This window comes from Halosimplex rubrum, assembly GCF_013415885.1.
Lineage (GTDB): Archaea > Halobacteriota > Halobacteria > Halobacteriales > Haloarculaceae > Halosimplex > Halosimplex rubrum.
Map to the genome: position 1 here is coordinate 3,338,394 of NZ_CP058910.1, position 21,673 is coordinate 3,360,066.

20 protein-coding genes are annotated in these 21,673 nt (G+C 69.8%); 11 read left to right on the plus strand and 9 right to left on the minus strand.

Annotated features, from left to right (window positions below; genetic code table 11):
- Positions 1–966 (minus strand): sugar phosphate isomerase/epimerase family protein, encoded by a 966-nt coding sequence (locus HZS55_RS16700; protein WP_179908706.1) that lies wholly within the window; start codon positions 964–966, stop codon positions 1–3.
- A 211-nt stretch (positions 967–1,177) separates the two neighbouring features.
- On the opposite strand from HZS55_RS16700, the gene HZS55_RS16705 reads away from it, so the two are divergent.
- From HZS55_RS16705 to HZS55_RS16720, 4 genes are all read left to right on the plus strand, one after another.
- Positions 1,178–2,038, plus strand: a complete 861-nt coding sequence (locus tag HZS55_RS16705; RefSeq protein WP_179908707.1) for a fumarylacetoacetate hydrolase family protein — start codon at positions 1,178–1,180, stop codon at positions 2,036–2,038.
- A 106-nt stretch (positions 2,039–2,144) separates the two neighbouring features.
- Complete coding sequence (locus HZS55_RS16710; protein ID WP_179908708.1) at positions 2,145–2,909, plus strand: IclR family transcriptional regulator; 765 nt, start codon at positions 2,145–2,147, stop codon at positions 2,907–2,909.
- Positions 2,910–3,271: 362 nt separating this feature from the next.
- Positions 3,272–5,239 carry a DEAD/DEAH box helicase gene (locus HZS55_RS16715; RefSeq protein WP_394353539.1) on the plus strand — a complete coding sequence of 656 codons (1,968 nt, stop codon included), beginning with the start codon at positions 3,272–3,274 and terminating at the stop codon, positions 5,237–5,239.
- Positions 5,240–5,305: 66 nt separating this feature from the next.
- Positions 5,306–5,617, plus strand: a complete 312-nt coding sequence (locus tag HZS55_RS16720; RefSeq protein ID WP_179908710.1) for a CGCGG family putative rSAM-modified RiPP protein — start codon at positions 5,306–5,308, stop codon at positions 5,615–5,617.
- A gap of 47 nt (positions 5,618–5,664) precedes the next feature.
- Here HZS55_RS16720 and HZS55_RS16725 read toward each other — a convergent pair whose 3' ends face one another.
- Positions 5,665–5,895, minus strand: a complete 231-nt coding sequence (locus HZS55_RS16725; RefSeq protein ID WP_179908711.1) for a hypothetical protein — start codon at positions 5,893–5,895, stop codon at positions 5,665–5,667.
- Positions 5,896–6,040: 145 nt separating this feature from the next.
- Between HZS55_RS16725 and HZS55_RS16730 the strand changes: the two genes are divergently transcribed.
- The 3 genes from HZS55_RS16730 to HZS55_RS22860 all read left to right on the plus strand — a co-directional run bounded on the left by HZS55_RS16730 (position 6,041) and on the right by HZS55_RS22860 (position 7,158).
- Complete coding sequence (locus HZS55_RS16730; RefSeq protein ID WP_179908712.1) at positions 6,041–6,211, plus strand: hypothetical protein; 171 nt, start codon at positions 6,041–6,043, stop codon at positions 6,209–6,211.
- A 372-nt stretch (positions 6,212–6,583) separates the two neighbouring features.
- Positions 6,584–6,892 (plus strand): hypothetical protein, encoded by a 309-nt coding sequence (locus HZS55_RS16735; RefSeq protein WP_179908713.1) that lies wholly within the window; start codon positions 6,584–6,586, stop codon positions 6,890–6,892.
- Between the two features lie 131 nt (positions 6,893–7,023).
- The gene (locus HZS55_RS22860) at positions 7,024–7,158 is read left to right on the plus strand and encodes a hypothetical protein (RefSeq protein ID WP_281372734.1); all 135 of its coding nucleotides are present in this window, start codon (positions 7,024–7,026) and stop codon (positions 7,156–7,158) included.
- A gap of 15 nt (positions 7,159–7,173) precedes the next feature.
- Here HZS55_RS22860 and HZS55_RS16740 read toward each other — a convergent pair whose 3' ends face one another.
- The gene (locus tag HZS55_RS16740) at positions 7,174–8,925 is read right to left on the minus strand and encodes a MutS-related protein (RefSeq protein ID WP_179908714.1); all 1,752 of its coding nucleotides are present in this window, start codon (positions 8,923–8,925) and stop codon (positions 7,174–7,176) included.
- A gap of 134 nt (positions 8,926–9,059) precedes the next feature.
- Between HZS55_RS16740 and HZS55_RS16745 the strand changes: the two genes are divergently transcribed.
- A complete protein-coding gene (locus HZS55_RS16745) occupies positions 9,060–9,764 on the plus strand; it encodes a zinc ribbon domain-containing protein (protein ID WP_179908715.1) in 705 nt (234 codons plus the stop codon).
- A 1-nt stretch (position 9,765) separates the two neighbouring features.
- Here HZS55_RS16745 and HZS55_RS16750 read toward each other — a convergent pair whose 3' ends face one another.
- Complete coding sequence (locus HZS55_RS16750) at positions 9,766–10,671, minus strand: PLP-dependent cysteine synthase family protein (RefSeq protein WP_179908716.1); 906 nt, start codon at positions 10,669–10,671, stop codon at positions 9,766–9,768.
- A 216-nt stretch (positions 10,672–10,887) separates the two neighbouring features.
- The gene (locus HZS55_RS16755; RefSeq protein ID WP_179908717.1) at positions 10,888–11,982 is read right to left on the minus strand and encodes a hypothetical protein; all 1,095 of its coding nucleotides are present in this window, start codon (positions 11,980–11,982) and stop codon (positions 10,888–10,890) included.
- An 84-nt stretch (positions 11,983–12,066) separates the two neighbouring features.
- Between HZS55_RS16755 and HZS55_RS16760 the strand changes: the two genes are divergently transcribed.
- Both HZS55_RS16760 and HZS55_RS16765 read left to right on the plus strand, forming a co-directional pair.
- Positions 12,067–12,507: a DUF488 family protein, N3 subclade gene (locus tag HZS55_RS16760; protein WP_179908718.1), complete on the plus strand. Its 441-nt coding sequence runs from the start codon at positions 12,067–12,069 to the stop codon at positions 12,505–12,507.
- 84 nt (positions 12,508–12,591) lie between these two features.
- A complete protein-coding gene (locus HZS55_RS16765; RefSeq protein WP_179908719.1) occupies positions 12,592–12,978 on the plus strand; it encodes a TlpA family protein disulfide reductase in 387 nt (128 codons plus the stop codon).
- A gap of 33 nt (positions 12,979–13,011) precedes the next feature.
- On the opposite strand, the gene HZS55_RS16770 is transcribed toward HZS55_RS16765, so the two are convergent.
- Both HZS55_RS16770 and HZS55_RS16775 read right to left on the minus strand, forming a co-directional pair.
- Positions 13,012–15,297 carry a thioredoxin domain-containing protein gene (locus HZS55_RS16770; protein WP_179908720.1) on the minus strand — a complete coding sequence of 762 codons (2,286 nt, stop codon included), beginning with the start codon at positions 15,295–15,297 and terminating at the stop codon, positions 13,012–13,014.
- Between the two features lie 95 nt (positions 15,298–15,392).
- Positions 15,393–16,754, minus strand: coding sequence for an NAD-dependent succinate-semialdehyde dehydrogenase (locus HZS55_RS16775; protein WP_179908721.1), 1,362 nt, complete (start codon positions 16,752–16,754; stop codon positions 15,393–15,395).
- Between the two features lie 127 nt (positions 16,755–16,881).
- On the opposite strand from HZS55_RS16775, the gene purD reads away from it, so the two are divergent.
- A complete protein-coding gene (gene purD, locus HZS55_RS16780; RefSeq protein ID WP_179908722.1) occupies positions 16,882–18,195 on the plus strand; it encodes a phosphoribosylamine--glycine ligase in 1,314 nt (437 codons plus the stop codon).
- 30 nt (positions 18,196–18,225) lie between these two features.
- On the opposite strand, the gene HZS55_RS16785 is transcribed toward purD, so the two are convergent.
- Both HZS55_RS16785 and HZS55_RS16790 read right to left on the minus strand, forming a co-directional pair.
- Positions 18,226–18,684: a plastocyanin/azurin family copper-binding protein gene (locus tag HZS55_RS16785; RefSeq protein ID WP_179908723.1), complete on the minus strand. Its 459-nt coding sequence runs from the start codon at positions 18,682–18,684 to the stop codon at positions 18,226–18,228.
- Positions 18,685–18,870: 186 nt separating this feature from the next.
- Positions 18,871–21,582: a heavy metal translocating P-type ATPase gene (locus HZS55_RS16790; protein WP_179908724.1), complete on the minus strand. Its 2,712-nt coding sequence runs from the start codon at positions 21,580–21,582 to the stop codon at positions 18,871–18,873.
- Positions 21,583–21,673 lie beyond the last annotated feature (91 nt).

Genomic DNA, 21,673 nt, shown 5'->3' on the forward strand with positions numbered 1-21,673 from the left:
TCAGGCCCAGTAGGCGTCGCCGGGGGTGGTCTCGAAGACGGAACGCTGGAGCACGTCGATGGCCTTCTCTAGCCCCTCGTTCGGCGAGGTCAGCGAGTCCTCGTGCTCGATGGAGAGGGCGCCGTCGTAGTCGATCATCCGCAGCGTCGACACCACGTCCTTCCAGAACTCCTCGCCGTGCCCGTAGCCGATGGAGCGGAACAGCCACGATCGGTCCGGTTCCTCCGTGTAGGGTTCGGTGTCGAGCACGCCCTTCACGCGGCTGTTGGACTCGTACACCTTCGTGTCCTTGGCGTGGAAGTGGTGGATGGCGTCCTCCTCGCCGAGGAAACGGATGGCCTCGGTGATGTCGATGCCCTGCCAGAACAGGTGGGAGGGGTCGAAGTTGGCGCCGATGTACTCGTTCGTGCGCTCGCGCAGTTCGAGCATCCCCGTCGGCTCGTACACCAGCATGTTCGGGTGCATCTCGATGCCGACGTACACGTCGTGGTCGGCGGCGTGTTCGGCCAGGTCCGACCAGTACTCCTCTGCGACCTCCCACTGGTACTCGTGGGCCTCGTGGTGTTCGTTGGGCCACGGCGCGGTGATCCAGTTGGGGACCTCGCCCGCGGGACTGCCGGCGGGCAGGCCCGAGAACGTCGTCACCGCGTCGACGCCGAGCTGGTCGGCCAGTTCGATGGCCTCGCGCAGTTCGGTGTCGGCGCGTTCCGCTCGCTCCTCGTCGGGGTGGAGCGGGTTGTTGTGCGTCGCCAGCGCCGAGACGTACAGGTCGTGTTCGTCGAGGCTGTCCTGCAGTTCGGCCTGTGCGTCCTCGTCGTCGAGGTACTCCTCGCGCGGGAGGTGGTCGTCGCCCACGAACCCGCCACAGCCCAGTTCGACGGCGTCGACGCCCTGGTCGGCCAGGTACGCGAACGCGTCGTCGAGCGATTCGCCGCCGAGTGCCACGGTCAGCACACCTACGTCCATGTGTGTTCACCTCTCTCGAACGCTCAAAAACTCTTGCGGTGGCGGTACCCCTCGCCGCGGCCTCGGGCGGTTCTGGGCGGCCGACGCGCCGAGTCGCGGGCGTCCCGCAGCCGATCCGTCGCCGCCGCCGAGGTGCGCGCGGGCTCGCGATCTGCGCTCGCGACCGCGGCCCGGCAAAACTAAATACTGGCTGTCCATCACAGTCAGTAGCATGAGATACTTCCGAGTGACGCGCGGGGACGACGAGCGGCTGGTAGTATCCGACGGAGACGACTCCTACGACCTGACGAGCGCGCCCGACGGCCCGTCGACGGTCGTCGAGTTGCTCGCGGCCGACGAGACGCGCCAGGGCCTCGACGAGGCCGCCGAGGCCTACCTCGACGACGCCGAGGAGGTCGAATTCGACGACGACGACCTCGTGCTCCCTGTCGAACCGCCGGAAGTGTGGGCGTCGGGCGTCACCTACCAGATCAGCGAGGAGGCCCGCCAGGAGGAGAGCGACAAGCCGGACGTGTACATCGACGTCTACGAGAGCGAGCGCCCGGAGGTCTTCTTCAAGGCGACACCGAGCCGGACCGTCGGTCCGAACGAGTCGGTCGGCATCCGCGGCGACTCCACCTGGGACACCCCCGAGCCCGAACTCGCCGTCGTCCTCTACCAGGGGGAGATCGTCGGGTTCACCATTGGCAACGACATGTCCAGCCGCTCGATCGAGGGCGAGAACCCTCTCTATCTCCCGCAGGCGAAAGTGTACGACCGCTGCGCCGCGCTCGGCCCGGGCGTCACTTCCGCGAGCGACGTCGACGACCCGCACGACCTGGAGATGACCATGCAGATCCACCGCGACGGCGAGGTCGTCTACGAGGGCGCCACCAACACCGGCGAGATGGTCCGGACCTGCGAGGAGCTGTCCTCCTATCTCACCCGGCACAACGTCGTCCCCGACCTGACCGTTCTGATGACCGGAACGGCGCTGGTTCCCGAAGGCGACTTCACGCTCCACGAGGACGACCTCGTCGAGATCGATATCGAGGAGATCGGGACGCTGACGAACCCGGTCACGACGGTCTGAGCTGCCGACCGACCCGATCGAATATTGGCTCGGTCCCGAGTGAATTTCTGAACGAACGTTTGCGATTGCGGAACGGTTATTACGGGCCAGTGTCTTGAGTCGGAGTATGGCGCAGACCGCGCGGAACACGGTGAAATCGGTCGAACGCACGTTCCGGATCATCGGTGGGCTTCAGGAGCTGGGGGGCGCTGGGGTGACGGAGCTGTCGACGCACCTGGATCTTCCGAAGAGCACGGTCCACAACTACCTGAGCACGCTGGAACAGGAGGCCTACGTCGTCAAGGCCGACGACGAGTACCGCATCGGCCTCCGCTTTCTCGAACACGGCGCGTACGCCCGCAACCAGTCGCAGATCTTCGAGATCGCCCGGCCGGAACTCGACCGGCTGGCCGGCGAGACAGGCGAGCTCTGCAACCTGCTCGTCGAGGAACACGGCAAGGGCACCTACCTCTACCGGACCCGCGGCGAGAACGCCGTCCGCGTGAAAGAACACGTCGGCAACCGCGTCTGTCTCCACAGCACGGCGCTGGGCAAGGCGATCCTCGCCTACTGCTCCGAGGAGCGCGTCGACGAGATCATCGACCGCCACGGCCTCCCCGAGACCACTGACCGCACCGTCACCGACCGCGACGAACTGTTCGAGACCCTCGCCGAGATCCGCGAACGCGGCGTCGCGTTCGACGACGAGGAACGCCTGTCGGGCCTCCGCTGCGTCGCCGCGCCCGTCCTCAGCAACGACGACCGCGTCCTCGGCGCTATCTCCGTCTCCGGTCCCTCCCACCGCTTCGAGGACCACCGCTTCCGCGAGGAACTCCCCAAGCGCGTCCTCGAAACCGCCAACGTCCTCGAACTCAACGTCACCTACTCGTAACCGGTCGTTACGACACTTATCTTATAATTCGTCGTTCTCTTACGACTTCCGTCTTCTCTCCGCCTTGGCCGGCCGACACAGCGTATACTGTGAATACGCTACTGTATCGAGTTACGAGCCCGTTCCACCGAGATGCCTTCGAGGGTAGTCGAATATCTGTCCCCTCGTCGTTCCGCCGGCTCTGTGGCATGTATTAGTCCAGAAACTCTCCAAGGGACGTTTTCGGGGCAAAATTCACGTTCCTCCCCCAGAGGTCTCGATACGGGCGGGATCCGTATTATACAGATGCGAATGTATATATCTTCACTGATGTTTCGAAGTGGATCTGGACGCCGAGCGCCGGAGCGGCAGACGAAACCCCCTTGTCGCGGCGTCGCCAATCGGGGAGCGTGACAGACGACCAGGGGGAGCCGTCGCTGGACCGGTTCCACGAGGCGGTCGAGGCGGCGGGTAACCCGGTGTTGACGACCGAGGAAGTCGCGCGCCACGTCGACGAACCGCGCGATGTCGTCGAGACGTGGCTCGCCGACCTCGAACGGGAGGGCTCGGTCGTGAACCGGGACGTGTCCCAGGACCCGACGGTGTGGTATCCGGCCGAGTGGACCGACTACGCCGACCGCGAGCGGTTCGTCGTCTTCCCCGACCGCCGCCAGATCGTCGTCGACCGGCCCGCGCAGTTCACGCGCGCCCAGCTCTCGCAGTTCGCCCGGCTGGTCGATACCAACGGCCAACAGGGCTACGTCTACGAGATAGACGATTCGGACGTGTGGCAGGCGCCCTACGAGGATCTGGAGGGACTGCTCGGGACGGTTCGGGACGTGCTCCCACAGCGGTATCCGACCCTGGAGGAGTGGATCGGCGACCAGTGGAAGCGGGCCCACCGGTTCACCTTGAAGACCCACGAGGACGGCTACGTCGTCCTCGAAGCGGCCACGGAGAACCTGATGGGCAACGTCGCCAGGCAGAAACTCGACGACGACCACCTCCGGGCGCCGATCTCGGACACCGAGAGCTGGGTCGCCGAGGAGGCGACCGCCGAGGTCAAACGGATCCTCTACGAGGCGGGCTATCCCGTCCAGGACGAGCGGGACCTGGACTCGGGCGAACCGCTGGATCTCACCCTGAATCTCGACCTACGGGAGTACCAGCACGACTGGGTGGCCCGGTTCATGGAGACCAAATCGGGCGTGCTCGTCGGCCCGCCGGGCAGCGGCAAGACCGTCGCTGCGATGGGCATCGTCGAGCGCGTCGGCGGCGAGACCCTGATCCTCGTCCCGAGTCGCGAGCTCGTCCGCCAGTGGCGCGACGAACTGCTCGCGCACACGACGCTCGACGAGTCCCAGGTCGGGGAGTACCACGGCGGGACCAAAGACGTCCGACCTATCACGATCGCGACCTACCAGACCGCGGGGATGGACCGCCATCGACACCTGTTCGACTCCCGCGAGTGGGGACTGATCGTCTACGACGAGGTCCAGCACGTCCCCAGCGACGTCTACCGCCGGAGCGCGAACCTCCAGACGCGGCACCGACTCGGCCTCTCGGCCTCGCCCGTCCGGGAGGACGACCTCCAGGAGGAGATCTTCACGCTGATCGGCCCGCCGATCGGCACCGACTGGGACGCGCTGTTCGACGAGGGGTTCGTCGCCGAGCCGACCGTCGAGATCCGCTACGTCCCGTGGACCGACGACGACCACCGCAACGAGTACGTCGGCAGCGAGGGCCACGAGCGCCGCCAGATCGCCGCCTCGAACCCGGCGAAAGTCGAGGAGACGCGGCGCATCCTCCGGGAGCACCCCGAGCAGAAAGCCCTGATATTCGTCGACTACCTCGACCAGGGTCGGGCGCTGGCGGCGACGCTCGACGCGCCGTTCATCAGCGGCGACACGCCCCACCACGAGCGGGCGCGGCGGTTCGAACAGTTCCGCGACGGCTCGCTGGACACGCTGGTCGTCTCCCGCGTCGGCGACGAGGGGATCGATCTGCCCGACGCGTCGCTGGCTATCGTCGCGTCGGGACTCGGCGGCTCGCGCCGGCAGGGCACCCAGCGCGCGGGCCGGACGATGCGTCCGGCCGGCCGCGCGCTCATGTACGTCCTCGCCACGCAGGGCGCCCGCGAGGAGGAGTTCGCCCGTCGGCAGATGCGCTATCTCGCCGGCAAGGGCGTCCAGGTCCGCGAGCACACCGTCGAGGAACCCGACGAGGGCGAGAGCGACGATCGGGCGAAAGACGAGCCCACGGGGGACTCCGAGTCGGTCGGCGACGCCGACGAAGCGTCTGAGCCCGCCGAAGAAGCCGACGACGAGGACGACGACGCCGGTGTCGCCTGATGGGCCAACCGCGGGCCGAACACGTTCGGCGCCAGCGCTTGGCGTGAGCGGTTCGTACGGATCGGTATGTCCGTCAGCCACGACGACGTGGAGCCGGTGACCGAGCGCGTCCACGACAACTCCTGGTCGGCGAACCTGGAGAAACCGCACCACGGCGAGGACCACGAACTGGTCGTCTCGCAGGCGAAAGACGCCGTCGAACACACGGCGCCGGGCAACCACGTCAACCTCGTCACCCACGGCGACCACGGCCACCCCGAAACGTACCTCTACGAGGCGCTGGCGGAAGCCTACGGTGACGCCGTGGTCTACGAGTACGTCGAACAGTGCGGCTGCGGCGGGCACGTCACCCGCGCGCACGTCGAAGAAGCCGTGTAGTTCGGTCCGACTGCCGACCGCACCGGCGCGGACGGTACCGTTGGGCGTTACTCCTCGGCGGCGAGTTCGTCGCGTTCGGCCCGTTTCTCCTTGACGTCGTCGATGAACGAGTCGACGCTGACTCGCTTCTCGCCGATGGTCGCGCCGACGATGGCGCCGAGGGCGCCGCCGGTGCTGGCGGCGTTGCGACCGACGAGACCACCGATGCCGGCGCCGACCGCGGCGCCGATAGCTGCGTAGCGAGCGCGACTCAGGACGCGTTTGATGCGTTTCTGCATACCGTCTCATTCGCCCATCCGAGGGATAAATGTGACCCTCCCGAGAGGTCCGCGTGTCAACCTCTGGTATACCTGCAAAAAATTTAATATAAATCCGTGTAGACGTATGCAGTACGCTTCACCCACGAGGTGAGCGGTGATCCCGATGATGACCGAACTCAGCGCGTATCCGGCACGCCAGGGGGCCGAGGCCCTCGTCTGCGGCGGTGCCGGATCTGCCGTGTCCGCCGACGGGTCGGTGGACGCCGGCAAGCGGATTCCTGCGCGCGTTCGGTTCATCGGGGTCGGCCGCAATCTCGAATCGATCGCCGCGTGAAGGTCCGCAGGTCGTCCGGGCTCCCAGTCCGGTGACGGCCGTCGATTCGAGCCACCTCGGCTCTTCCTGTGACCCTGGCGTCGTGGCCACGGGTTCGTCTCGCCCGACGACGGGTTCGGAAGTCCCGTCGGTCGAGCGCGGGGCGACCCCGTCCCCGCGACGCCGCGGTCACGGTTCGCTCAGTCCCCCAGACCCGCGCCCGTTCGGCCGGCCGCCGCTCCCGCGGTGACGCCAACGCGCCGGCCTCGCCGGCTTCGAGGACGGTCGCGGCGGTGAACCAGCGCCAGCTCTGCCGGGCAGAGGCATCGCTGCGCGCTCCGGACGCCCCTCGGAGGCAGCGGGGCGGCGCGTTCGACTCGCGCCGGGCGTCGTATGGCAGTCCATGCCAGCACCCAGGTGGAAGCGACGGCGGAGATAGACCTGTGGGTCCCCCGGGACACGATGGCGGACCTCGAGAGCGGCGTCCGGACTGTCGTCGCCGACGCGGCGGGCGTCGAGACGGCGGAGGTCACCGGCGTGACCGACGTGACGCCGCGGGCGACCGACATCCGCGTCACGGCGACGGTCTGGGTCGTCCTCCCCGACCACGAGGTCGACCCCGACGCGGTCCGGGCGACCCTCGAAGACGGCTTCGGCATCATGGAGGCGAGCGTCCTCGTGGCCGAGGCGGCCGAGGCGTGAACGGCGGTAACTACCGACGGCGACCCCGCGGCGGGGTCGTCCCGGCCATTCGCTCTCCGCGGTCACAGCGGTGTGACACCGGCGGCCGGCCGGAGCGGCGGGTTCGATCCCCGTCGGAGGGCCTGAGAGCCATGTTGTGCATCATCGCGCCCGAGTACGCGTCGCGAGACGACGAGACACGGCACCGATCGACGGACGAGGAGTCGACCGACGAGAGCGACGACGACCCGACCGACGGCGAGTTTCTGACTGCAGGCCCGGTCTGAAAACGAGTCCCGCGGTCAGGGCGACCAGCGGGCGTCCGAGAGGGTCCGCTGGACGGCCTCCTCCCCGACGGCTTCGGCGAGCATCTCGAAACCGGCGCGCTCGCCGCGGTCGCCGGCGTTGGCGACCAGCCGGGAGACGATGAACTCCGGCGTCGACCGCCCGACGGTCTCGAAGCGGGGCTGGTAGTCGACCTCCAGATCGAGGTCGGGAGTCAGCCCCTCTGCGAAGATGCCGTCGACGCGCGCTTCGGGCGGCAGCGGTTCGAGGTCGTCGGCGAGGTGGGTGACGAACACGCCCAGCGCGCTGCGGTCGACGCTCAGACGGACGAGCCCGTGGAGCAGGTCCGCGGCGCTGCCCGGTTCGGTGATCGCCTCGAACTCGTCGACGAGCATCAGCGTCCGACCCTCGTCGGTCAGCGGCGGGACGACGGAGCGCAGCGTCGACTCCAGGACGCCCGCGTTGAAGCTGGCGTGGCGGCGGTGGAAGACCACGGCGTCGACCACGCCGACCTCGGCCGAGTCCGCGGGGACCGGCAGCCCCATCTGGGCGAGCAGTTGCACCTGACACAGCGTCTCCAGCAGGGTGGTCTTCCCCCCGCTGTTGGCACCGGTGAGCACCGCGACGCGGTGGTCCCGCGGCGGCGCCGAGGCCGCTTCCACGTCGAGGTCGTGGTCGCCGATACCGTAGGTGACCGACTGGACCGGGACGCCCCCCGCGACCAGCGAGAGGTTCCGCGCGTTCTCGACGGCGACCGTCTCGCGGTCGACGAAGGTCGGCCGCCCGAGGTCGAACTCGTCGGCGAACCGCGCCAGCGAGACGTACAGCGCCACGTCGTCGACGGCCGCGACCGCCGCGTCGACCTCCCCGCGGGCCGATTCGAGCGTGTCTTCGAGCCGGTCGGCCACCTCGGCCTCGCGCTCTTCGACGGCGGTCCGCAGGTCCCCCGCGAGCGCCCGCAACGTCTCGGCCACGAAGTCGCCCGCGTCGGTCGCCTCGCCCGGCATCGCCTCGCGGACGCGCGCCACGTCCACGTCCGTCTCGCTCGTCACGTGGCGCACGAGCGTCTCCCGGAAGTCGTCGGCACCGCGCGCGCCGGACTGGACTTCCTCGGCGACGCTCTCGGGCGTGGCGGCCATGTCCTCGACGCTCGCGAGCGTCGCCCGCAGCGAGTCGAGTCGGTCGTCGGCCCCCCCGCCGATGCGGCCGTCGTCGCCGCTGAGGCCCGCGAGTGCAGCCGCGGCGTCGTCCAGCACCGCGTCGTCCAGTTCGGCGACCGGTTCGAAGACGCCCTCGGAGACGCCCGCCTCGGCGAGCGCGAGCGCGGTCCTGACCGCCGCGAGTTCGCCGCCCGCGGCGCCCTCTTCGAAGGCCGCCTCGACAGTCGCCCGGGTCTCGTCGTCGAGGGCGGTCCAGGCCTCGCGGGCTTCGAGGATCCGGTCGATGCGCTCGGCCATCTCATCGCGGGAGCCCAGCGGTGTGAGGATACGGATCCGACTGGCGGCGTCCTCGGTCAGCGCGTACTCGCCGGCCAGGTCGAGGATCTCCTTGTACACCTCGCGGGTGTCCCGCGTGGCGAGGACGTCCATCGCCTCGCCGCCCTGGGCCCGCCGGAGGATGCGCGTCGCCCGTCCCTGCGAGAGCCCGGCCGCGACCAGCGCGCGAGTGTCGGCGGTCTCGATGGCCTCGACCGCCCGCTCGACGCCCAGTTCGTCGGCCAGGAGATCCCGGGTCTTCGGCCCGATCCCCCAGTAGTCCTCCAGTCGCATGCCCGGTGGGTGGCTCCCCGCCGGTAAAGTCGTTTCTCGTCCGCTCGCCCCGATCGCAGCCCGTCCGCCGACCCGTGACGGTCGACCGGCGACCGTGACCGGGATTCTTGACGGGCGAGCGCGTAGCCCGTGCCATGGTAGATCCGGGGGACCGCGACGGCGCCCGCGACGACGGTGAGTCGAACGGCGGCGGCGCGGACGCCGCGGAACCCGGTGTCGAGGCCGACGGCGAGGCGTTCCCCTGCCCCGACTGCGGCGACCCGCTGCCGGCGGACGCGCGCTTTTGCCCCCGCTGTGCGACGCCCATCGGCGAGGACGGCGAGGTCGTCGACCTCTCGGAACTCGACGGCCGCTTCGAGGAGGACCCGACGGAACTGCTGTCCGTCGAGGCCGGCGAGCGGCGGGCGTCGGGACGGGTCATGGTCGTCGCCGGCCTCGCGGTCGCGCTCCCGCTCGCGCCGCTGGCGCTCTTTCTCGTCAACACGGTTCGGGCGCTGTCGATATGGGGAGCGGTGCTGGTCTTCCTCGGCGGGTGGCTCGCGCCGGCCGCGTACCTCGCTCGGGCCCGCGTCCCCGCGGAGGCGTTCGCGCGGAGCTGCTACCTCGTCGCCGCCGGCACCGCGCTGATCCCGGCCGGCCTGCGCTTCGGCGGGAACGGCATCGCGGCGGGCGACCTCTCGGTGTCGGTCGCGCTCGTCACCGCCGTCGCCCTGCTCGTCGCGGGGCTGGCCGTCCTGCTGGGGACGTTCATGCGCCGCCAGGCGAGCCGGCGAGTCACCGGCGACCTGCGGGCGTTCGAGGAGGCCCGGCCCGACTCGGAGGACACCGGCGAGAACTGACTCAGTCGAACATCCCGGTCGACATGTAGCGCTCGCCGCTGTCCCAGTAGACGGTGACGACGAGCGGGTCCGCCACGCCCTCCTCGACCAGGCGCTCGGCCACGCGCTTCGCGGCGAGGTTCGTCCCGCCGGAGGACTGCCCGACGAAGATCCCTTCCTCGCGGGCGAGGCGCCGACACTCCGCCTCGGCGGCGTCGAGGTCGACCGTCTCCACGCCGTCGAGCAACTCGCGGTCGAGGTTGTCGCTGACGAACCCCGGCCCCATCCCCTGGAAGTCGTCGTCGCCGGCCTCGCCCGTCGAGAGGACGGCGTTGTCGGCGGGTTCGACGGCGACGACATCCATCTCGGGGAACGCCTCGCGCAAGCGACGGCCGATGCCGGAGATCGTGCCGCCGGTGCCGACGCCGGCGACGAACGCGTCGATCTCGCGGTCGCCCACCTGGTCGAGGATCTCGGGACCGGTCGACCGGTAGTGCGCCTCGGGGTTGGCGCGGTTGTCGAACTGGCGGAGCTGGACGTACTCCCCTTCAGATTCGAGTTCGTCGGCGCGGTCCTTGGCCGCGGAGATGTCGCCGTCGACGAGTTCGATCTCGGCGCCGTAGGCCCGCATGATCTGGCGCCGCTCGGGCGACTTCGAGGCGGGCATGACCAGCGTCACGTCGTAGCCCTTCGCGGCGCCCACCATGGCCAGCCCGATGCCGGTGTTGCCGCTCGTGGGCTCGACGATGGTGTCGCCCTCGGCGAGGGTACCGTCGCGCTCGGCGGCTTCGACCATCCCCTTCGCCGGTCGGTCCTTGGCCGACCCGCCCGGGTTGAACGATTCGACTTTCGCCGCGAGCGTCGCCCCCTCCGGGGCGTCGACCTCGACCAGCGGCGACCCGATGGTGTCCAGGATGCTCGAATTCACTATCTCGCCGTAGGACGCCCGCGCTTAAATGGCCCGTGACAGCGGCAGGGAGTGCGGCAGTCGGTGACGGTGCGAAATGGCGGTAGAGACGGGCCTAAATCGGCGTATTCCGGGGTTTCCTATGCAGGCCGAACGGACTTTCGGCTACCGGGTCAACGGCAGAGTGAGCCGTTCGACGGGCGACCGTCGACGGTGACAGCACTGCGGTCTACCAGTTCAACTATGGCTTACAACAACCCCAACGACCGACGACAGCGGAGCCAGCACGACCAGCAGCAGTCCGGCGGCCAGCAAGGTCGCTCGACCGGCGGCCAGCACTCGGCCCGCTCCCAGCAGCGCACCCAACAGGGTCAGTTCACCGGCCAGCAGGGCCAGCAGCAGGGCCACACACAGCAGCACCAGCAGGGTCAGCCCAACCGGCAGAGCCATCGGGGACAGCAGCACCGGCAGCAGGCCCAGCAGCAGAACTACCAGCAGCAGGGCCGACAGCAGCGACAGGGCCAACAGCACCAGCAACAGGGCCAGCACCAGCAGCGACGGCAAGGCCAGCAGCACCAGCAGCACCCGCAGCAAGGCCAACAGCAGAACTACCGGCAGCAGGGTCAACAGCGGCAAGGCGGCCAGCAGTTCGGCGGCCAGCAGAGCCGGTCGATGGGTGGCCAGCACTCGGCCCACTCCCAGCAGCGCGACGCCCAGAGCCAGTTCACCGGCCACGGCGGTCAGCAGACTCAGCACCAGCAGGGCGGACGACAGCAACAGCGCGGGCAGCAGCAGGGCGGGCAACAGCAGTTCGGTGGCCACCAGGGCCGGTCCATCGGCGGCCAGCACTCGGCTCACTCCCAGCAACGTGACACCCAGGGCCAGTTCAGCGGTCACGGCGGTCAGCAGCAGGGCCACACACAGCAGCGCCAGCAGAGCCAGCAGTACCGGGGCGGGCAACAACATCAGCAGGGCGGCCAGCAGTTCGGCGGCCAGCAGAACCGGTCCATCGGCGGCCAGCAGTCGGCTCACTCCCAGCAGCGCGGCTCCCACGGCCAGTTCACCGGTCACCAGCCCGGCCAGCAGTCGAACCAGCAGCGCCAGTCCGGCCAGCAGTCGAACCAGCAGCGCCAGTTCGGCCAGCAGCGCGGTAGCAGTCGGAGCGACAGCGACCAGAGCAGCGGCGGCCAGGGCAACACGCAGGGCCTGACGCAGGAGGCGCGCCGACGCGGCGGCGAGCGCTCCGCCCAGGGGCAGGAACGCAACGAGAGCGGCCAGTTCACCGGCGACAACAGCTAACGACCGTCGCGTCCGAACCGGCCGGAACCGCACCGTCGGGGTGCCCCTTCGCTCACCCCGTCCACACCGACCCGCGCGGGCGGTACCTTTTCCACCGTCTCGGACGAACGGCGACGCGTGTCCGGGGCCGTCACGGAGACCTACGCCGCGGCGCTCCAGCACGACATCGCCGACCTGTCCGAGGAGGCGACACGGGTCGGCGTCGTCCGCCGGCCGACCGGCTGGTTCGGGGCGCTCGTCGACGAGAACCGGCCCGAACTCGGGCCGCCGGAGTCGCTGCTCTCCGAGACGAAAGACCGCCAGGAAGCCCTCCGGCGCCAGGGGCTGTGCGACGAGGAAGCGCACAACGCCGCCTGGGCGGAGACGGACTTCGAGACGCGCTATCGCGACTACCTCGCGACGGACGAGGCCGCTGGCGACGCGCTCGCCGACCTCGCCGAGCGGGTGCGAGCGGGAGAATCCGTCGCGCTCGTCTGTTTCGAGGGTGACTCCAAGCGGTGTCACCGGCGGATCCTCGACGACGTGGTCCGCGAGCGGGCGGCGAGCCCCGCGGAGTGATACGATCGCGAGCGGAGCGGACGCACGGGAAGCGAGCGTGAACGGAGCGTTGTCGTTAAGCCACCTCGCGCGTAAGGATCTGGTATGTCACTGGAGACCATGGACCCGAACCCGGTGTGGACCGAGGAGGCATACGCCGAGACCGTCGACGTGCTCGCGGCGCTGGGCGACGAGGTCACCTACAAGGTCTGGGGGGGCGACTGGTGTATCGACTGCCGGTCGCAACTCCCGGATTTCGGCGCGGCGCTCGACGCCGCGGGCGTCCCCGACTACCGGATCGAGGAGTACGCCGTCGAGAAAGAAGACGACGGCACGAAGGTCGGCCCGAAGGTCGAGGAGTACGACATCGAGTACATCCCGACCGTCGTCGTCGAGCGCGACGGCGAGGAGGTCGCCCGCTTCGTCGAGGAGGAACCGGTCCCTATCGCCGTCTACCTCGGTCGCGAACTCGAACACCTGGCCTCCAGTTGAGTTTCCGACCTCCCTCGCTCCGTTCCTCCGCGGTCAGTCCTGAAACCAGTCCAGCGCCTCGCTCAGGTCGTGGGTCGGCGGCGAGCAGGTCCGCGACCGGCAGGCGTACACCGTCGGCTCGCCGTCGCGACCCGCTCGACTCGCCCAGACGGGCGGTGCGGCGGTCAGTTCGAGCGCGTCGAGCCACGCCGCGAGCGCGTCGTCCGTCGCCGGTCGCGGCGCGAGCAGCCGCCGCGGGACGTAGGTGTCGGCCAGCGTCTCGCGCCAGGACCGGGGCATCGACTCCGCGGCGAGGGTGAGCTCGTGGGCGCCCGAGCGGTAGGTATCGGCGGCGAGCGCGAGCGACGGGTGCTGCTGGGGGTTCGACTCGACTCGGCCGCCGTGGGTGGCCAGGACCCCGCTCGCGACCGACTCGAAGCGGTCGTGGTCGACGAACGGGTCCAGCGATAGCAGGAGTTCGGCCGCCACGCCCGCGCTCGACGGCGTCGACTGGTCGGCCAGTTCCTGCGGACGCGCGACCAGCGACTCGCCGCTCTGGGGGGTGAAATACAGCGTCTCCTCGGACTCGTCCCAGAACTCCGCCTCGATGGTCCGCGCGAGGTCGACGGCGAACGCGAGGTGCTCGACCTCGCCGGTCGCCCCGTAGGTGTCGAACGCGCCGCGGGCGAGGAACGCGTAGTCCTCCAGATACCCCCGGATGTCCACGTTTCCGTCCTTGAACCGCCGGGAGAGACGCCCCGAATCGGCGTCCCACAGGTGTTCGCGGGCGAAGGCGAGCGCGTCGACCGCCGGTTCGGCCCAGGCGTCGTCGTCGACGATGGCGGCCTCGGCGTACGCCGAGACCATCAGCCCGTTCCAGCCGGCCAGCACCTTCTCGTCGCGGGGCGGACGGGGGCGCGCTTCCCGTGCTTCGAAGACGGCGGCTTTCGCCGAGTCGAGCAGGCCCTCGGCGTCCTCGGTCGAGAGCTCGTAGTCGTCGGCGAGCGACTCGACGCTCGCGCTGCGAGTGAGGACCGTCGTCCCGTCCTCGAAGTTTCCGGTCGCGGTGACGCCGTAGCGCTCGCGGAAGATTTCGGCGGCCAGTCCGGTCTGCTCGCCGGGGATCCCGTGTTCGGGCCCGTACTCGGCGACCGCGTCGTCGACCCCGTCGGGCGTCCAGACGTAGAAGGCGCCCTCCTCGCGGTCCCCACTCTCGTCTTCGCTCGCGGGTCGCTCCGCTCCCCGCTCGCCCGTGTCGTGGTCGCTCCCGTCGGTCTGGTCCGCTGCTCGCGGGTCGCTTCGCTCCCCGCTCGCCGTTCCGAGGTCGCTCCCGTCGGTCGCGACCTCGCTCTCGGCGTCGAGCGTGCTGTAGAAGCCGCCGTCGGGATGGGTGAGCTCGCGCTCGACGAACTCCAGCGTCTCGCGCGCCGTCTCGCGGTAGCGCTCGCGGCCGGTGAACTGGTAGCCGGTCAGGAAGACGCGGGCGAGTTCGGCGTTGTCGTAGAGCATCTTCTCGAAGTGGGGGACGACCCACTCCCGGTCGGTGGTGTAGCGGTGAAACCCGCCGCCGACGTGGTCGTAGAGGCCGCCGTCGCCCATCGCGTCGAGCGTCTCCGCGACGACCTCGCGGTAGTCGTCCCGGCCGCCCGCGCGGTGGGCGCGCATCAGCACGCGCAGGCGGCCCGGCTGGGGGAACTTCTGGCCCTTGCCCCAGCCGCCGAACTCCCGGTCGGCGCCGCGGAGGGCGGCGCTCGCGGTCGCGTCGAGCACGTCCTCGTCGGGGGCGTCGCCGGGCCCGTCGGGCGTCGACTCCAGATCGTCGGCGATCGCTTCGGTCCACTGGCGGGCGCGGGACTCCATCTCCTCGCGCTGCTCGGGGTCGGCCCACGACTCGGAGATGTCTTCGAGCAGCTGGCGGAAGCCGGGCGTGCCGCGCTTGGGTTCGGGTGGGAAGTAGGTGCCGACGTAGAAGGGCTCGCCCTCGGGCGTGAGCCAGGCGTTGAGCGGCCAGCCGCCGCGGCCGCTGACCTGCTGGCAGATGCTCATGTAGATGGAGTCGATGTCCGGGCGCTCCTCGCGGTCGACCTTGATCGGGACGAACTGTTCGTTGAGCAGCTCGGCGATCCCCTCGTCCTCGAAGCTCTCCGCCTCCATGACGTGACACCAGTGGCAGGCGGCGTAGCCGATAGAGAGGAAGATGGGCTTGTCCTGCTCCTCGGCGGCCGCTAGGGCCGCCTCGTCCCAGGGCTGCCAGTCGACGGGGTTGTCGGCGTGCTGGCGGAGATAGGGGCTCTCCTCCTCGTCGAGGCGGTTGCGGGCGGTGGGGTCGGCGTCGGTCATAGGCGACCGTACGCCGTAGACACCGAAAAGCGACCGGGAACGCGACGCGGGCCACGGACGGTAGCGGGCCGACGGCGCCGGTCCCGGACTGGCGCTCACTCGATCCAGACGGTCTTGCGGTTGACGAACTCCGTCATCCCGGCTTCGGAGAGTTCGCGGCCGTAGCCGGACTGTTTGACGCCGCCGAAGGGGACTCGCGGGTCGGACTTGGTGAGCTGGTTGACGTAGACGCAGCCGGCGTCGATCCGGCGGGCGACGCGCTCGCCCCGTTCGCGGTCCTCGGTCCAGACGCTCGCGCCGAGCCCGAACTCGGTGTCGTTGGCCCGCTCGACCGCCGCCGCCTCGCCGTCGACCTCGTAGACCGCCGCGACCGGCCCGAACAGCTCCTCAGTGTCGGCGGGACACCCCGCCGGCACGTCCGTCAGGACCGTCGGCGGGTAGTAGGCCCCCTCGCGCTCGATGGGGTCGCCCCCGGTGACGACCGTCGCGCCCGCCTCGACGCTGGCCTCGACCTGCTCGTGGAGGGCTTCGAGGAGGTCCTGTCGGGCCTGCGGGCCGACCTCGGTGTCCTCGTCCATCGGGTCGCCGACGGCGAGCGACTCGACCTCGTCGACGAAGGCGTCGAGGAAGTCGTCGTAGACGGCGGTGTGGACGACGAAGCGCTTGGCGGCGATGCAGGACTGGCCGCCGTTGAGGTTGCGCGCCCACGCGCCGGTCTCGGCGGCGTCGGCGAGGTCGGCGTCGTCGAGGACGACGAACGGGTCGCTCCCGCCGAGTTCCAGCACCGTCTTCTTCAGCTGGTCGCCGGCCGCCGAGGCGACGGCGCGACCCGCCGGACCGCTCCCCGTCAACGTGGCAGCGCGGACGCGGTCGTCGGCGACGATGTCGTCGACCAGATCGGAGGGCGCGAGCAGCGACTGGAAGACGCCCTCGGGGTAGCCCGCCTGTCGGAGCACGTCCTCGATGGCCTCGGCGCAGCCGGGGACGTTCGAGGCGTGTTTCAACACGCCGACGTTCCCGGCGGTGAGATACGGCGCGAGGAAGCGGAACACCTGCCAGAACGGGAAGTTCCACGGCATCACCGCCAGCACGACCCCCAGCGGCTCGTGGACGGTCTTGACCGCGGTCCCCGGAGGGCTCGGGTGGTGGTCGGCTTCGAGGTACGCGTGGGCGTGTTCGGCGTAGTGGTCGCAGACCCACGCGCACTTCTCGACCTCCGACTCGGCCTGGGCGACCGGCTTGCCCATCTCCCGGGTCATCAGCTCGGCGTACTCGCGTTTGCCGTCGCGGAGCACCTCGGCGGCCGCCTCGATCAGCTCCTCGCGCTCGGCCAACGGTCGCTCGCGCCACGCCCCGAAGGCCGCGTGGGCGTCCGCCAGCGTCCGTTCGACGGCCTCGTCTCCGGCCTCCTCGTACGTGTCGATGCGCTCGCCGGTGGCGGGGTTGACGACCTCCATCGCTGGTCGCACATCGACCGCGACGCACTTATTTTGGCCCCCCGGTTCGGCCGCGTCCGCCCCGCTCGCGCGGACCGTATCGCTCGAAAGGCAACCTTTAGGCATCCACCGCGCCGGATATCCGGATATGACAGAGACAGTCCTGCTGGTGGGCGGCGGCGGTCGGGAGCACGCGGTCGCCCGCGCGCTCGGCGACTCGGACGCGGACCTCTACGCCTGCGCGGGCAACCGCAACCCGGGCATCGCCCGGCTCGCCGACGGCTTCGAATCGCTGGACACCACGAACCCCTCGGCGGTCACCGCCTACGCCCGCGAGGTTGACGCCACGCTCGCGGTCGTCGGCCCCGAGGCGCCGCTGGCCGCGGGCGTCGCCGACGCGCTGGACGACGCGGGCGTCTACGCTTTCGGCCCGCGGGAGGCCGAGGCCCGCATCGAGACGGACAAGGCCTTCCAGCGCCGCTTCATGGAGCGCCACGACATCCCCGGCTGCCCGGTCTTCGAGACCTTCGAGGACATGGACGCCGCCTGCGACTTTATCGACGAGTTCGACGGCGACCTCGCCGTCAAGCCCGCCGGCCTCACCGGCGGGAAGGGCGTCAGGGTCACCGGCGACCAGATCACCAAGGCGGAGGCCAAGGAGTACGTCCGCGACTCCTCCTACGAACGGATCGTCCTCGAAGAGCGGCTGGTCGGCGAGGAGTTCACCGTCCAGGCGCTCGTCGCCAACGGCGAGGTGCGCGTGACGCCGGCCGTCCAGGACCACAAGCGCGCTTACGAGGGCGACGAGGGGCCCAACACCGGCGGGATGGGCAGCTACTCCGATTCGACCCTCGAACTCCCGTTCATGGACGAGGACGACTACATGGAGGCCGTCGACGTGCTGGAGGCGGTCGTCGACGCGCTGGACGGCTACAAGGGCGTCCTCTACGGCCAGTTCATGCTCACCGCGGAGGGCATCAAGGTCGTCGAGTTCAACGCCCGCTTCGGCGACCCCGAGGCGATGAACACGCTTCCCGTCCTGAACACGGACTTCCTCGACGTGCTGACGGCAGCGCGCGACGGCGACGCGCTCCCCCAGCTATCGTTCGCCCCGCGGGCGACCGTCTGCAAGTACGCCGTCCCCGACGGGTACCCGACCGACCCCGACAGCGGTGCCCGTGTCACCGTCGACGAGGAGAGCGCCGCCGCCGCGGCCGAAGGGACCGACGGCGAGGCGCTGCTGTACTACGCTTCGGTCGACGAGCGCGACGACGGCATCTACACGACCACCTCGCGGTCGTTCGCGGTCGTCGGACTCGCGGACACGATCGAGGCCGCCGAAGCGATCGCCGAGGACGCGCTCGCGGCCGCCGGCGACGGCGTCCGCATCCGCCACGACATCGGCAAGCCCGACCTCGTTCAGCAGCGGGTCGACCACGTCGCCGAACTCCGCGGCGAGTGACGCCGGCAAGAAAACAGGCTCGAACGGCCGTTACTCGACGGATATGCCGCCTTTCATTCCGGTCCCCTGGTGCGGACCGCAGTAGTACGTGTAGACGCCGGTCGTCTCCAGCGTGACCGAGTACGTCTCGCCCTGGTCGACCGTATCCATCTCGCCGCCCTCCGTGCCGTCGAGAGAACCGCCGTCGGGCTGGCTCTCGGGCTTGACGTTGTGCGTGGGGGATTCGAACTCGAAGTTCACCGTCGTCCCCGAGTCGACGCGGAGGTGGACGGGATCGTACACGAAATTGCCGTCCGGCCCGACTGCGACCGTGACCTCGCTCTCTCCCCGTGCGTCCTGACTGGTGTCGCCCTGCGCGTCGTCGAGGTACGAGGGCCAGGAGGGCGTCCCCTCGCTGGCACCGTCACCGCCGTCACCGCCGTCACCGCCATCGCCTCCGTCGCCACTCGTCTCCGTCGAACACCCTGCGAAGGCGCCTACGGTCGCCATCGCTCCGATACCACCGAGCAGCCGTCGACGTCGGATTCCGTCGGTCATGTCGCAACTGGATACTCGGGGCGCCAGCGAAAAGAGGGTTCGCAATACAGACCGTGATAGACCGGATCGGCCGGACGAAAGCCGGCAGATCGCCCGGTTCGGGGCGAACGTATTCGGCGGCCGAACGACCTGCCCGGCTCAGCGCAGGAACCCGAGCAGTTCGTAGTCGTGGTCGGGCTCGTACCGGCGGAACAGCAGGCTGTTGGTCAGCACGGAGACGCTGGAGATAGCCATGGCGACCGCGGCCAGCACCGGTTGGAGCAGCCCCAGCGAGGCCAGCGGGATCATCGCCGTGTTGTAGCCCAGCGCCCAGAAGAGGTTCTGCTTGATCTTCGCGAGGGTCCCCTCCGAGACGCGGACGGCCTTGACCACGTCCAGCGGGTCCGACCGCATCAGCGTCACGTCGGCGGCCTCGATGGCCACGTCGGTGCCGCTCCCGATGGCACAGCCGACGAAGGCCGTCGCCAGCGCCGGCGCGTCGTTGACGCCGTCGCCGACCATCATCGCCCGGCGGCCCTCGGACTGGAGGTCGTCGACCGCGTCGGCCTTGTCCTCCGGCAGGACGCCGGCCATCACGTTGTCGGGGTCGATCCCGACTCGCTCCGCGACTGCAGTCGCCGTCCGCTCGTTGTCGCCGGTGATCAGCCACACGTCCGTGCCCCGGTCGCGGAGTTCGCTGACGGCCGTCTCCGCCGACTCCTTGACCGTGTCCGCGTCGGCGACGACGCCGAGCAGGCGGTACGCCTCGCTCGCCGCGTCGGCGCCCTCTCCGTCGGCCAGCGCGACCAGCATCGCGGTCTTGCCCTCGCGTTCGAGCCGGTCCATCGCCTCGTCAGCGGGCGCCACGTCGACCCCCGCATCGCGCAGGAGTTTGCGGTTGCCCACGAGCACGCGGCCGCGGCTCGTCGTCGCTTTCACGCCCTGGCCGGGGACGTTCTCGAACGCTTCAGCGTCCTCGACCTCGATACCGCGCTCGCGGGCGCCCTCGACGATGGCCTCGGCGAGCGGGTGTTCGCTGCCGGACTCGGCGCTCGCGGCGACTTCGAGGACGAACTCCTCGGTGACTTCGGGACCCACGAGAGCACCCCCGTCGGTCGCCGCGTCGCCGTCCGGGGACGCTTCGCCCTCGACGCTGCCGCCGTCGGTGGCGGGCAGCGCGACCACGTCGGTCAGTTCCATCTCGCCTTTCGTCAGGGTGCCGGTCTTGTCGAAGACGACGGTGTCCACGTCGCGGACCCGTTCAAGGATGTCCCCCCCCTCGAAGAGGACGCCGTTGCGCGCGCCGATGGTCGTCCCGACCATCGTCGCCGCCGGCGTCGCCAGCCCGAGCGCGCAGGGACAGGCGATCAGCACCGCCGACGCGAAGACGACGACCGCGAACTCGAAGACGCCCACCGCGGCGGGACCGCCCGCGGCGAGCCCCCACACCGGCAGCGACCCGACGAACCCGGCCAGCGCCTCGGGGAAGGCGTACCAGACCGCCCCCCAGAACAGCGCGTTGACGATGACCGCCGGGACGAAATACGAGGAGATGCGGTCGGCGACGTTCTGGATCTCCGGCTGGCGGCTCTGGGCGTCCTTGACGCGGGCGACGATTTGCTGGATCGCCGTCTCCTCGCCCACCTTGGTGGCCTCGACCACGAGGACACCGTTCCGGTTGACCGTCGAGCCGATCACCTCGTCGCCCGGCTCCTTCGAGACGGGCACCGACTCGCCGGTGACCATCGACTCGTCGACCGCGCTGTCGCCGTCGACGACCTCGGCGTCGGTGGGAATCTTCTCTCCGGGGCGGACCTTCAGGCGGTCGCCGACCTCGACCGCCGAGAGCGGAACCTCCTCTTCGACTACGGCGGCTTCGCCGCCTCCGTGAGGCGTCTCCGACGCCTCTCCGTCCTCGTGGACCAGCGTCGCCGTGTCGGCCTCCATCTCCAGCAGCGAGCGGATCGCCTCGGAGGCCTGGCCTTTCGAGCGGGCTTCGAGGAAGTTGCCCAGCGTGATGAACACCAAGATCAGCGCGGCGGTGTCGAAGTACAGCCCCTCGCCGGGGAACCCGAGCAGGCGCGCCACGGAGTAGAGATACGCCGTCGACGAGCCCAGGGCGATCAGCACGTCCATGTTCGCCGTCCGGTTCTTCACGAGCGCCGTGTAGGAGTTCTCGTAGAACTCCTTGCCCAGCGCGTACTGGACGGGCGTCGCGAGCGCGAAGGCGACCCAGCCCAGCGGGATCCCCTCGAAGGTGGCGTCCATCCACCCGGGCGCGAAGAGGTGCCCGGCCATCATCGCCAGCAGCGGCAGCGACAGCACCGCACCGAAGAGCGTCAGATTTCGCTGGCGCCGGATCTCCGCGTCGCGTGCGGCCTGCTGTGGATCGGTCGAGGAATCGCTGTCCTCTCCGCCAGCGCCGTCCTCGCCGTCGGCGCCACGTTCGCCCTCGCGGACGGGGGAGTAGCCGGCGCCCTCGATGGCGTCGTAGACGTCCGCCAGCGACGCCTCGGCGGGGTTGTACGTCACCGTCCCCTCGTCGGTCGCGTAGTTCACGTCCGCGTCGATCACTCCCGGCGTGTCCAGCAGCGCGGACTCGTTGGTCTCCGCGCAGTTCGCACAGGACATGTCCGTGATGCCCACGGAGACCGTCTCGCTGGCCGCCTCGTAGCCCGCGTCCTCGATGGCGTCGTAGATCTCGCGGAGGGTCGTCTCGTCGGGGTCGTACGTGACGCTCCCCTCGTCGGTCGCGTAGTTCGCGTCGACCGACGAGACGCCCGCCAGCGAGCCCACGCGCTCCTCGATCGTCCCCGAACAGTTCGCGCAGCTCATCCCGTGGAGCTGTAGTCTGGAAGTGCGCTCGGTCATCTTGTCTCTAGATAGGGGCTCCCTATTCATGCGGTTTGTCCCTGTGTTTCGAAATTCAAATCGCCGGTAAATTTTCGAATCGAAGTCAGAA